At 65.1% G+C, this 12,608-nt stretch carries 8 protein-coding genes and 1 pseudogene; 1 reads left to right on the forward strand and 8 read right to left on the reverse strand.

Annotation, left to right across the window (positions count from 1 at the left end; genetic code table 11):
* Nucleotides 1–206: 206 nt before the first annotated feature.
* From ACIQ2E_RS06750 to ACIQ2E_RS06760, 3 genes are read right to left on the reverse strand one after another with little or no spacing between them, the layout of a single operon-like run.
* Entirely contained in the window at nucleotides 207–482 is a 276-nt protein-coding gene (locus tag ACIQ2E_RS06750; protein WP_398327980.1) for a DUF4090 family protein, read from the reverse strand.
* 57 nt (nucleotides 483–539) lie between these two features.
* Entirely contained in the window at nucleotides 540–4,199 is a 3,660-nt protein-coding gene (metH, locus tag ACIQ2E_RS06755; protein WP_398327983.1) for a methionine synthase, read from the reverse strand.
* Complete coding sequence (locus tag ACIQ2E_RS06760; RefSeq protein WP_398327986.1) at nucleotides 4,199–5,116, reverse strand: branched-chain amino acid transaminase; 918 nt, start codon at nucleotides 5,114–5,116, stop codon at nucleotides 4,199–4,201. Before ACIQ2E_RS06760 ends, metH begins: the two co-directional genes overlap by 1 nt.
* Before the next feature lie 93 nt (nucleotides 5,117–5,209).
* Here ACIQ2E_RS06760 and cobN point away from each other — a divergent pair.
* Nucleotides 5,210–8,891 (forward strand): annotated as a pseudogene (gene cobN / locus ACIQ2E_RS06765) (cobaltochelatase subunit CobN).
* 32 nt (nucleotides 8,892–8,923) lie between these two features.
* Here cobN and ACIQ2E_RS06770 read toward each other — a convergent pair.
* Genes ACIQ2E_RS06770 through ACIQ2E_RS06790 form a run of 5 tightly spaced genes read right to left on the reverse strand, consistent with a single transcriptional unit; the run spans nucleotide 8,924 to nucleotide 12,544 of the window.
* Nucleotides 8,924–9,439, reverse strand: coding sequence for a hypothetical protein (locus ACIQ2E_RS06770; RefSeq protein ID WP_398327989.1), 516 nt, complete (start codon nucleotides 9,437–9,439; stop codon nucleotides 8,924–8,926).
* Nucleotides 9,440–9,466: 27 nt separating this feature from the next.
* Nucleotides 9,467–10,117, reverse strand: a complete 651-nt coding sequence (locus tag ACIQ2E_RS06775) for a PHP domain-containing protein (protein WP_398327992.1) — start codon at nucleotides 10,115–10,117, stop codon at nucleotides 9,467–9,469.
* A 4-nt stretch (nucleotides 10,118–10,121) separates the two neighbouring features.
* Nucleotides 10,122–10,715 carry a protoporphyrinogen oxidase HemJ gene (gene hemJ, locus ACIQ2E_RS06780; protein WP_398327995.1) on the reverse strand — a complete coding sequence of 198 codons (594 nt, stop codon included), beginning with the start codon at nucleotides 10,713–10,715 and terminating at the stop codon, nucleotides 10,122–10,124.
* Nucleotides 10,712–10,945 (reverse strand): DUF2811 domain-containing protein, encoded by a 234-nt coding sequence (locus tag ACIQ2E_RS06785; RefSeq protein WP_398327998.1) that lies wholly within the window; start codon nucleotides 10,943–10,945, stop codon nucleotides 10,712–10,714. Before ACIQ2E_RS06785 ends, hemJ begins: the two co-directional genes overlap by 4 nt.
* A 48-nt stretch (nucleotides 10,946–10,993) precedes the next feature.
* The gene (locus ACIQ2E_RS06790; protein WP_398328001.1) at nucleotides 10,994–12,544 is read right to left on the reverse strand and encodes a cryptochrome/photolyase family protein; all 1,551 of its coding nucleotides are present in this window, start codon (nucleotides 12,542–12,544) and stop codon (nucleotides 10,994–10,996) included.
* Between the last annotated feature and the right edge of the window lie 64 nt (nucleotides 12,545–12,608).

Consider the following 12,608-nt stretch of genomic DNA (forward strand, 5'->3'; position numbering starts at 1 on the left):
CGAGAGCTCGGCGATCGAGTTCCTGGCCAATGGTGAAGGTGCCTTCCACTTCCAGGAGCTGGCTCAGAACGCCGCCGGTGAGGGCATCGATCTCTCCGACTCCACCGATCTCGAGGAGTTCCAGCAGGACGTGATCGAAACCCTCGAAGACCTCTGCGGCTGAGGCTGGGCGCGGCGGAGGCCGAAGCCCCTGCCGCTGAAGTGGATCAAGCGCCGTAGAAGAAAGCGATCTCCTTGTCCTTCAGACCCTCCCAACCGGCGGCCTTGAGGCGCGCATCGAGGGTTTGCTGGTCGAAATGCTTGGAACCGGTTTTCACAATGCGGTTGCGCATTGATTTCTTCACGCCGCTGCGGGCGCGCTGGCTTTCCAGGTCCATCACCTCGTTGTAGAGGCTGAGCATCTCTGCAGGAATCGGGGTGCCATCGAGGTCGAGGCCTGCAGCGATGGCGTCGTCGACGCCGCCTGGTCCGGCAATGGCCATGCAGAGAAGGGGTTCAGGGCGAGCCGACCCTAGGGCCGGCCCCATCCAGAACGGTTCTCAGGCGGAGAAGTAGCGGGCCTGGCTGTGAAGGGCCACCAGGGCCGTGGTGCTCTGCTCGGGCTCGAGCTGATCGCTTTCATCCATCGACAAGCCGATCCGGTCGGTCTGCAGCCAGGTGAGCTGTTGACGGGAATCGGCCACGTTGGGGCAGGCGGGATAGCCAAAGGAATAGCGGCTGCCGCGGTAGCGCTGGGCGAGCACATCCCGCAGCGAGATCCCGGCGGGATCGGCGAAGCCGAGCTCGCTGCGGATGCGGGCGTGCACCCACTCCGCCAGGGCCTCCGCCATCTGCACCCCCAGGCCATGGAAATAGAGGTAGTCGCTGTACTGGTCGCCCTTGAACAGCTCCTGGGCGAAGGCCGTGGCCTTTTCACCCATGGTGACGGCCTGCATCGGCAGCACATCGGTGGGCTGGCCGCTGGCCAGGTCTTGATAGAAATCGGCGATGCAATAGCGGTTGCCGGAGCGTTGGCGCGGCAGGGCGAAACGGCCGAGCTCACGGCTGTTCTCTACGGGATGGCTCCGCTCTTCCGGATCAAACACCACCACGCTGTTACCCTCACGGCCGCAGGGGAAGTAGCCATAGGCAACCCGCGGTGTGAGCAGCTGCTCATCAAGGCAGCGTGCCATCCACTGCTGCAGCACCGGCTCTGCCTTCTCGGCGAGCATCGCCTCGTAGTCGTCGCGCGATTGCCCCTGAACCTTGCGCAGCTGCCACTGGCCGGCAAACAGCGCATTGCGATCCAGGTAGGCAAACACCTGCTCGAGCGGAATGTCGGCTTCGGTGAGCAGCTGGCTGCCCCAGAAGGGAGGCGTGAGCGCGGGCTCAGGGGGCACCGCCTCAGAGCGGTGGTCGTTGGGTTCGGCGGGAGCTGGGGCGGCCGCTTCGTTCGCAACTGCGCCCTCGGGAGCCGTTTCGGCGGCATCACCGGCCGGTTCACCCCCAACTTCAGCGTCCGTTGCCGCCTCGAGCCCCAGGCCCTCAGGAGCACCAGCGAGGAAGCCACGTCCGTTGTCCCACTGATCGGTATCGCGGGCCGCCACGTAGGCGTCCATGAAGCGCAGGTCAGCGAAGGCATCACGGCCGTAGATCACCTGGCCCTGGTACACCTCGCGGCAGTCTTTGTTCACGAACCGCGGGGTGAGAGCAGCGCCGCCGAGGATCACCGGCACGTCGATGCCCGCTTCGTTGAAGGCCGCCAGGTTGTCCTTCATGAAGGCTGTCGACTTCACCAGCAGGCCGCTCATGGCGATGCAGTCGGCGTTGTGCTTCTGCTGGGCCTCGATGATCGCCTCCACCGGCTGCTTGATGCCGAGGTTGATCACCTCGTAGCCGTTGTTGGTGAGAATGATGTCGACTAGGTTCTTGCCAATGTCGTGCACATCGCCCTTCACGGTGGCGATCAGGAACTTGGCCTTGGCGGAGCTCTCGCCCTCCACCTTGTCCATCAGCGGCTCGAGGAAGGCCACAGCCGATTTCATCGTTTCGGCGCTCTGCAGCACAAAGGGCAGCTGCATCTGGCCGGAGCCGAACAGCTCACCCACCACCTTCATGCCATCAAGGAGGTAAGTGTTGATGATCTCGAGGGGTTTGTAGGTGTCGAGGGCGATCTTGAGCGCGTCTTCCAGGCCGATGCGCTCGCCATCGATGATGTGCTGCTTGAGCCGCTCCTCGATTGGCAGGTCGGTGAGCTGAGGGCCTGAGGCGCGCGCTTCCTTGGCGCTCACCCCCTCGAACAGCTTGGTGAGTTCGGTGAGTGGGTCGTAGACGCAGACTCCGTTGTCGAAACGTCGGTTGTCATTGATCAGATCACGACACACCTGTTGATGTTCATCGCTGATCTTCACCAGCGGCAGGATCTTGGCCGGGCTCACGATCGCCGCATCCATGCCCGCCTCACAGCAGTCGTGCAGGAACACGGAATTGAGCACGATCCGCGCCGCCGGCGACAAACCAAAGCTCACGTTGCTGACGCCGAGCACCACGTGCACCCCCGGCAGGTTCTGGCGGATCATTCGGATCGCCTCCACGGTGGCCAGGCCGTTCTCGCGGTCTTCTTCGATGCCGGTGGAGATGGGCAGTGCGAGGGGGTCGTAGAAAATCTCGTGGGCGGGGATGCCGAATTCGAGAGCATCGCGGTAAGCACGCCGGGCGATGGCGAACTTGCGCTCCGCCGTGCGGGCCATGCCCTCTTCATCGATGGTGCCCACAACCACACCGGCGCCGTAATCGCGGGCTAGCTCCAGCACCTTGAAGAAGCGTTCGTCGCCGTCTTCGTAGTTGGTGGAGTTGAGGATGCACTTACCGCCAGCCATCTTGAGGCCGGCCTCCATCTTCTGCCACTCGGTGGAATCGAGCATCAGCGGCAGGTTCACGTTGGTGACCAGACGGCTCACCAACTCGCGCATGTCGCGCTCGCCGTCGCGCCCCACGTAGTCGACGTTCACATCGAGCACATGGGCGTTTTCCTTCACTTGGCCGCGAGCGACGGCCACCAGACCATCCCAATCTTCAACGGCGAGGAGGTCGCGCACCTTCTTGGAGCCGCTGGCGTTGAGGCGTTCGCCAATGATCAGGAAGGAGTTGTCCTGCAGGTAGGGCGTGGTGCCGTAGAGGGAGGCGGCCGCGGGCTCATAGGTGAGAGCCGGGCGCGGCTCATCGGCGCTTTGGCGCAGCTCGGGGGTGCGCACGTAGCGCGGGGCGGGTTGGAGCTCCGCCGCCAGCTCTGCCAGTGCGCCGATGTGGGCGGGGGTAGTGCCGCAGCAACCGCCGATCACCTGCACGCCGAGATCTTCGACGAAGTGCATCAGCTGCATCTTCATCTCCACCGGCGTGAGCCGGTAGTGGGCCACGCCACCGATGTTCTCCGGAAGACCGGCGTTGGGGATGCAGCTCACCACAAAGGGGCTGTGCTCGCTCAGGTAGCGCACGTGCTCCTTCATCTGCTCCGGGCCGGTGGCGCAGTTGAGTCCGAGCACATCGATCGGGAACGGCTCCAGGATCGCCACCACAGCGGCGATGTCGGAACCGACCAGCATCGTGCCGGTGGTTTCCATCGTCACACTCACCATCAGCGGCCGGCGCTGACCGGTTTTGGTGAACGCCTGCTCGATCCCCTGCAGCGCTGCCTTGATCTGCAGCACGTCTTGGCAGGTTTCAACAATGAACAGGTCCACATCGCCGGCGATCAGGCCTTCGGCCTGCTCAGCGAAGGCATCGCGGAGTTCATCAAAGCCGATATGCCCAAGGGTGGGCAGCTTGGTGGTAGGCCCCATCGAGCCGGCCACAAAGCGGGGCTTGTCTGGGGTGCTGTAGGCATCCGCCATCTCACGGGCCAGCTCAGCAGCGCGCTTGTTGATGGCGAAGGCCTGATCCTGCAGGTCGTATTCCGCCAGCACGGTGGAGGCCGCCCCGAAGGTGTCGGTCTCGATCACATCGCAGCCCACCTCGAGGAACTGCCGGTGCACGGCCTGCACCGCATCGGGGCGGGTGAACACCAGGTTCTCGTTGCAGCCCTCGAGGGCCGCGCCACCGAAATCCTCGGGGCCCAGATCCATCTGCTGCAGTGAGGTGCCTGTGGCGCCGTCAAACACCAGCACCGGATGCTCCGGGCTGTGGAGGCGCTCGAGGAAACCGATCCGTTGGGTGGACAGCATCAACCGTTCAGACGCACGCGGGTAACCCAGTGGTCGAAGGCCGGATCGCGGCCTTCAGTAATGGCGGTGAGGCGATCGCGGATGGCGTCCATCACGGGGCGATCGGCACTCAGGTCGGTGTTTTCGACGCGGCGCACCGGCGTGACCTTGGCGGCGGTGCCGCTGAGGAACACCTCATCGGCGATGAACAACTCGCTCTTGTCCACCGGGCGCTCCAGGGTTGGAATGCCCATCGTCTTAGCCAGTTCGAGCACGCTGGCGCGGGTGATGCCCTCGAGGATGTCCTGATCCACTCCAGGGGTGATCAGCACGCCATCGCGCACCACGAACAGGTTCATGCCACTGGCCTCGCTCACCTTGCCGCGGCTGTTGAGCAGCAGGGCTTCATCGAAGCCGCTCTTCACCGCTTCTGTTTTGGCCAGGGAGCTGGTGATGTAAGCGCCACTGATTTTGCCGCGCAGGGGCAGGGAGCGATCTTCCTGGCGGGTCCAGGAGCTGATGCGGCAGCTCACGCCCTCCGGGGAGAGGTAGTCACCCAGCTCGAGGCCGTAGATCAGAAAATCGGTCTCAATATTATGCAGACGCGGTGCAATACCCAGATCGCTGGTGTAAACGAAGGGCCGCAGATAAACGGGGCAGTTGGGTTTATTAGCCTGCAGGAATTGATGGATGGCGCTATGGATCGTGTCTTCGCTGAGCTCCGTGAGCAGCAGCCGGGCGCTCTGGCTTAACCGCCGAGCATGGCGATCGGCGCGGAACAGCAGGATCTCGTTGGCATCGACCGGGTTGGGAAGCGCCCGCATGCCACCAAACGCGCCGGTGCCGTAGTGAAGGGCGTGGGTCGCCACCGACAGCGTGGCCTCGGCAAAGGGAACGCACTTGCCACCGAACCAGGCGTAGGGCAGAAACTGATGCATGGGGTCGGTGGGGCGTGGCGGCCACAGCTGACTCTGATCCTCTCATCGGCGGGGTCCGGGCTGTGAGTCGCCAGGGCCCGACAAGATGGTGCGATGCATCGCCTCGCCGCCGTTCCAGGCAGCAGCAGCCCTGCCGATGGGGTGCTGTTCATCGAACAACCACCCGCAGCGGCGGTGTTGCTCACCAGCGCCGACACCGACCTCACTGCCCTGGCGGCTGGGGCCGGAGCGCAGCATTCGGGCGCTGAATTTGGCGGCGTTGCAGCACCCGGCGGTGCTCGATCACTACATCCGCACGACGCTTCAACCAACGGAGCTGGTTGTTGTGCGCCTGCTTGGTGGACGCGGCCACTGGAGCTATGGCCTCGAGCAGCTACGGCAATGGGCGGGGGCTCAGCACAGCCGCCATCTCCTGGTACTGGCCGGAACCGCCGACGAGGAACAAACCCTGGCGGAGCTAGGGACGGTGTCACCGCCGTTGGCCCTGGCCTGCAGCCGTTGTCTGCGCGAAGGCGGGCCCACCAACTGGCGGGAAGTGTTCACCAGCCTGAAGGGATTGCTGGATGGCATGGAGCCGCCCACACCAGAACTGCAGCCCCTGGCCGATCCCCAACCCCATGACTGGCGCGCAGAGCCCGGCCCCCGTGTGGGGGTGGTGCTGTACCGAGCTCTGCTCCAGGCAGGTGACCTCTCATTGGCGGAGAGCTTGCTTGCGGCCCTGCGCGCCGCTGGCCTCGCGCCACGCGCCCTTTGGCTGAGCAGCTTGCGGGATCCGGCGGTGCAGCAGGGCGTGGCGGATCTGTTGCACCGGGAGCAGGTACAGGCGGTGCTGTGCACCACCTCCTTTGCCTCCGTGCAACTGAGTGAGGCGGGCCTTGGCGCTCCCCTTTGGGATCAGCTGGCGGTCCCCGTGCTGCAGCTGCTCTGCAGCACCCAGAGCGAAGCCAGCTGGCGGGAGAGCTCGGTGGGATTAGCGCCCTTGGATCTCACCCTCCAGATCGCCCTGCCGGAACTCGACGGCCGCATCACCACCCGGGTGGGCGCCTTCAAGGAGGGGGACGTGGCTGATCCACGCCTGTCCACTGCGCTGCAGCGCTACCAGCCCCACCCCGAGCGGCTGGCCTGGGTGGCTGAGCTGCTGAGGCGCTGGTGCGAGCTGCGCAGCACGCCTGCTGCTGAGCGGCGTTTGGCGTTGGTGTTAGCGAACTACCCCACCCGCAACGCCCGTCTGGCCAATGGCGTGGGGCTCGACACACCAGCCAGCGCCGCTGCCATGTTGCATTGGCTGGCTGAGGCTGGCTACGCGCTCGGCTCGCAGGAGCTGCCTGTCGATGGCGATGCCCTGATTCAGCGGCTGCTCGCGGGCCGCACCAATGACCCAGAGAGTCTGCACAAGCCCGCCCTCGCTCATGTGCCCTTGGCCAGCTACGAAGCCTGGTACAGCCAGTTGCCGGTGGAGGGGCGCGAGAAGCTGGAGCAGCGCTGGGGAAGTCCGGCGCAGGATCCGCTCCTAGAAGTGCAGGGTTTCCCGATCCAGGCGCTGCGCTTCGAAAACATCACGCTGTTGATCCAGCCGGAACGGGGCTACGACCGCGACCCGAGCCTCAGCTATCACTGCCCGGATCTACCGCCACCGCACCACTACCTGGCCCAGTACCTCTGGCTGCGCCAGGAAGCGGGGGTGCAGCTGATCTGCCATGTGGGCAAACACGGCAACCTCGAATGGCTTCCGGGCAAAGGCTTGGGGCTCTCCAGCAGCTGTTATCCCGAATGGGCTCTGGGGCCGATGCCGCACATCTATCCCTTCATCGTCAACGACCCCGGTGAGGGTTCGCAGGCCAAACGACGCGCCCAAGCCGTGATCCTCGATCACCTCACGCCACCGCTGGGCCGCGCCGGACTGCACGGCGATTTGCGGGATCTTGAGGCCCTGATCGACGAATACTGGGAAGCGGTTCAACTGGGCAGTGGCCGCAGTGATCAGCTTCGCCAGAGCGTGTTGGAGCGCCTGGCCGCGTTGGAGCTGCCGGATCTCCTCAGCGGCAACGCCAATGGCGATCCCCTCGATGCCGCCGATGGCTACTTGTGCGAACTCAAGGAAGCTCAGGTTCGCACCGGCTTGCACCGGTTCGGCAGCCTGCCGGAGGGTTCAGCCCTGGCCGAACTGCTCACTTGCCTTGCTCGGCCACCGCAACAGCAAGGGCTAGGCCTCACGCAGGCCTTGGCGCGCGACTTAGAGCTGGAGCTTGATCCTTGGAGTGATCCAGAGGAGCAGGTTCTCAGCTCGGCGGATCAACAGCGCTTGCTGGAGCTGGGCGCCGAGCAGCCGCGGCTGGTGGGAGATGCCGTCGCCTGGATCGAGGCCAAAGCCGAGCGGCTCTGTCAGGCCTTACTCGCGAACACAGGGGCCATACCGACCGCTGGGGAGCACACCAGCACAGTGCTGCAACGGCTGGCCTCTGGCTTGGTGCCCAACCTGCTGCATTGCGGCGCGGCCGAACGCCAGGCCTTTCTCACGGCTGTGGCCGGTGGGCGCATCGCCGCTGGCCCGTCGGGTGCACCGACGCGCGGTCGGCCGGATCTGCTGCCCACCGGGCGCAATTTCTACAGCGTGGATCTGCGGGCCCTACCGACGGAGGCGGCCTGGGATCTGGGCCGGCGCAGTGCCGAACTGCTGCTGGAGCAGCACTGGATGGAGGAAGGCGAACCGCTGCAACAGCTGGCCCTCTCGGTGTGGGGCACAAGCACCATGCGCAATGGCGGCGAAGATATTGCCCAGGCCCTGGCGCTGCTCGGGGTGCGGCCGATCTGGGATGGCCCCAGCCGGCGGCTGGTTGACCTGGAGCTGATCCCCTTGCCGGAATTGGGCCGTCCGCGCGTGGATGTGACCCTGCGCATTTCCGGATTGTTCCGCGATGCCTTCCCGCAACTGGTGGCCTGGGTGAACCGCGCCACGGCCATGGTGGCGGAGGCGGATGAAAGTGATGCCGACAATCCGCTCGCGGCAGCGGCACGGCGCGATGGCCATGCCTGGCGGGTGTACGGCTCGGCGCCGGGGGCCTACGGAGCGGGCCTGCAGGGGCTGATCGACAGCGGCGAATGGGAGGAACGGGCCGATCTGGCGGCGGCGTACCTGAACTGGAGCAGTTGGCGCTACGAGGGCCTCGGCGGCAGTGATGGCTCAGGCGGCCGGCTGGTGGTGCAAGCCGATCGGGAAGGGCTGGAAGCGCGGCTGCGCGGGGTGCAGGTGGTGCTGCATAACCAGGACAACCGCGAACACGACATCTTCGATTCTGACGACTACTACCAGTTCCAGGGAGGCCTGGCGGCGGCCGTGGAGGCGGTGTCGGGCCAGGCACCGCAGTTGTGGTTTGGCGATCACTCCCGCCAGCAACGGCCACGGGTGCATCGGCTGGAGCGTGAGTTCGACAAGGTGTTGCGCTCGCGCGTGCTCAACCCCCGCTGGATCGAGGGGATGCAGCAACACGGCTACAAGGGCGGCTTCGAGATGGCCGCGAGCCTCGATTACCTATTCGCTTACGACGCCAGCACCGGACGCGTACCCGATTGGAGTTATGGGGCCATCGCCCAACAGTGGCTGGCGAATGAGCAGGTGCTGCAGTTTCTGCGCCGGGCCAACCCCTGGGCCCTGCGCGACATGGCCGAGCGGCTGCTAGAGGCCCACAACCGCGGCCTCTGGAGCGGCGCAGAAAAGCATCAGCTGGAGCAGTTGCGCCAGCTGGTGCTTGAAGCGGAACAGCTTGTGGAGGGGTAACAAACCGAGAGTGGCCTGAACGGGCCGCCGAATCAGAGGTCCTTCACCCAGCCCTTAAAGGCGCCGATGTCGCCGGGCTTGCTCGGCTGTTGGCTCGTGATCTGGGGCTGAGCTTCTGTGGGGGACTGCAGCTTGGCGTTGGCCTGGCCAGGGGTGTTCACGCCAACGGCAGAACCCTTCATGCGCTGGTCGAGCTCGGCTTTGCTCATGGGCTCAGCGAAGGTTTTCTTCACCGGTTTGGGAATGCCACCGGTGAGGTTGATCTCTTCCTGCTTGTCCTCCACACCACCGAGGCCGGGAGTGGCTTTCTCGCGACGCATTTCCATCGAGGCCACTTCCTCCACCAGCTCCTTATCGCCTGGGCTGCTGGCGGTACCGGGGAAGGTGTGACGGATGGTGTTCGAGCGACGCATGAACTCCACATTGCCCATGCTGCTGGAGGCATCGGCATCCAGAAAGAAGGCTTCCTCTTGCTTCTTGGCGGGCTTCGCTGCGCCGGTGACGCTCACCGACTTGTTGCCACCGAGCAGACGATCAAACAGGCCCATCGGCAGGGGATGAATGCTCCGGGAACCCTAGCGGCCACGGAGCTCGAGGCCATGGGTATCGGTACCGCAACTTCGCAGAAGTGCGTGATCCTCCAAGAGGCGTGCAATGGCGTCGCACACGACTGGCGTGGGCTGCCAACGGGGCTGCATGGCGTAGTCGTAGTAAGCCTCGCCGCCATCAAAACCGAGCGCAGCGGCAGCAGGGATCAAGCGCTGAAAGCTGAGCCGGTAGCGGCCGGGATGGGCCAGCAACGCCAGGCCTCCGGCCGCGTGAATGCGATTCAGCACCGAAGCGGCCTGGAGCTCTTCGCCAATTGGGGCCTGGCCCTGCCGGTAGGGCTCGAGGGCCTCATGGCCGGGTTCAAACCCAAGGGCTAGCACATGAACCAAGCAGCTCTCCAGGAGGCAACTGATCTCCACGCCGCTCCAGAGGGTGGGCACAGCCGATCCCTGCTCGGCCCGGCTGGCGAACCATTGCTGCAGGGGCGCGAAAGCCAAGGTGCTGTGGTGATCTGTCACCGCCAGGTGCTCAAGCCCCAAGGCCAAGGCCTGCTGGCCTAACTGCTCCGGCCTGAGGCTGCCATCGCTGTGGATGGTATGGCAGTGAAAGTTGAGCCGGCCGGGGCAGCTGCTGGCCTCCACCTGCTCCAGAACGGCACGCAGAGGATGGCTGGCCATGGGCTCAGGCGGCTGCGGCCGCTTCACGTTCAGCCCGCAGACGCCGCCAGCGCGCATAGAACTGAATCGAAGCGGCCATGAACACCACCAACGCCACGATGAACCAGGTGGCAGCCCCCGTGGGGAACTGGTTCTTGAACACCACCAGCATCACCACAATCACCAGCAGCAAGGTGGGCAGCTCATTGAGCGCCCGCAACTGCTTGGGGCTCCATCCGCAGTTGCCGTTCTGCAGCTGACCCATCAGCCGATAGCAAAAGGCGTGATACGCCAACAGGGCCGCAACGAAGGCCAGCTTGGCGTGCATCCATCCCTGGTGCAGCCAAGCCGGATTGCTCACCAACAGGCCGATGGCCATAGACACGGCCACTGCCATGCCGGGGGTGGTGATGATGTTGGCCAGGCGCTTTTCCATCAGCGCGTACTGGGCCTGAAACGGAGCCCGCAGGGCCGGCTCCAGCTCTTCGGCCTCGCGGTGATAGATGAACAGCCGCACGAGATAGAACAACCCGGCAAACCACACCACCACCCCCACGATGTGGAGGGTTTTGAACCAGAGATAGGCCTCAGGCGGAAGGGCTGCCAGGGGGGCGATCACAGACCGGTACCGAACAGACCATCAAGGTAAAGCTCGCGCACCTCAGGCCGGGCACCGCCCTGCTGCACCAGGAACTGAGCCAGGGCGGTCTGCAGCAGTCGGGCTTGATCGAGCCCAGGACGTTGTGCCACGTAACCCTCAACAGCCCGGGCCAGATCCACAGGCAGCTCCACGTCGAGGGCGTGCACCTCGACGGCTTGAGCACTAGTGGTGGTGGCGCCTTGGCTCATGAACCCAGATCTGGTGGATGCCAAGGATCCGTTGGCCGGCAGCGCCTGTCAAGCAAGCGTTGCAACCATTTGACGGCGATGCTGCTGGGCCGCCTCGCGGATCTGCTCCAGTTCCTCCTCAGGCAGCTTCTCCAGCTGCTTCATCACCAGCCCCATGCGCGGGTTGCGGCGCAGGCATTCGGCGTGGCGAGCGAGGAAATCCCAGTAGAGGCTGTTGAACGGGCAGGCCTTCGGGCCGGTGCGCTGTTTCACGTCGAAGCGGCAGCCCTTGCAATAGGTGCTCATCCGCTTGATGTAGTTGCCGCTGGCGGCGTAGGGCTTGCTGGCCAGGCGGCCGCCATCGGCGAATAACCCCATGCCGATCACGTTGGTCTGCATCACCCAGTCGTGGCCGTCGATGAACATGCGGTGGAACCAGGTGGTGAGGGCCTGGGGATCCAGCCCGGCGATCAGGCCGTAATTGGCGAGCACCATCAGGCGCTGGATGTGGTGGGCGTAGCCATTGCTGCGCAGCTCCGCCAGCACGCTGTCGAGGCAGTTCAGGCCGCTGCCGCCCAGCTGCTCGAAGCTCGGCGGCAGCGGCTGCTCCGCTGCGAAGTGGTTGAGGGCCGGGTAGTTGGCTCCGAACCAGTGGTATAAGCCGTGGGTGTACTCCCTCCAGCCAAGGATCTGGCGGATCACGCCTTCCAGGCCCGCCAGCGGCACCTGCTGCTCAAGCCCCGCCTGCTCCAGGCGGCGGATCACCTCCAGCGGATGCAGCAGCCCCAGGTTCAGGTAGGGCGAGAGCAGCGCATGCCAGAGGGTGGGCTCACCGTTCACCATCGCGTCTTGATAAGGGCCGAAGCCATCCAGGCGAGTGGCGATGAAGTGCTCCAGCACCGCCAGCGCTTGTTCGCGGTTCACGGCCCAGCGGAAGGGTTCCAAATCACCCGGCAAGGGTGGCAACGCCGCCTCAGCCCGCTCCTGATCGATTCTCTGCAGCTTGGCGATCACCGCCTGGGTGCTCGCATCCGGCTCGAACCAGAGCGGAGGCGGCCCCTGCAGGCCCTTCGGTGGCGGTTTGCGGTTCTCCGCATCGAAGTTCCATTGCCCGCCCAGCGGCTGAGCGGCCTTGCCCTCCCCCTCCATCAGCACGCCGAAGCGGCGGCGCCCTTCCCGATAGAACAGTTCCAGTCGCAGCTGCTTGTAGCCCTGAGCCCAGGCCACGAACTCCTCGCGGCTCCAGAGGAAGGCATTGCTGGTGATCCACCGCAGCCGCACAGGGAGCTGCAACGCCTCGATCGCCTGACGGAAGCCGCGATCGGCCGGCTCCATCACGCGCAGCTCACGGATCCCCGCAGTGGAGATCCAGTCACGCACCGCCGCGCCAAAGCTCTCGCTCTCCACGTGGTCCACCGCCCAGCCGGCGGCGCTCAGCTCTTCAGCGAAGTGGCGCATGGCGCTCCACACCAACACCAGCTTCTGGCGGTGATAAGCGCGGCGCTGCAACACCGAGGTGCTTTCAACCAGGAGCACCCGAGCAGCCGAGGGATCCACACCAGCCAGAGCGCTCTGAGCCGCGTTCAACTGATCCCCGAGCACCCAGATGCCAACGGTCATGCCGGTGCCTCACCAGCGAGACGGCAGGCCTTACGGGCCACTGCTGCGGCATAACCCCGCTCCA

It is taken from the genome of Vulcanococcus sp. (genome assembly GCF_044369115.1).
In the GTDB taxonomy this organism is placed as follows: domain Bacteria; phylum Cyanobacteriota; class Cyanobacteriia; order PCC-6307; family Cyanobiaceae; genus Vulcanococcus.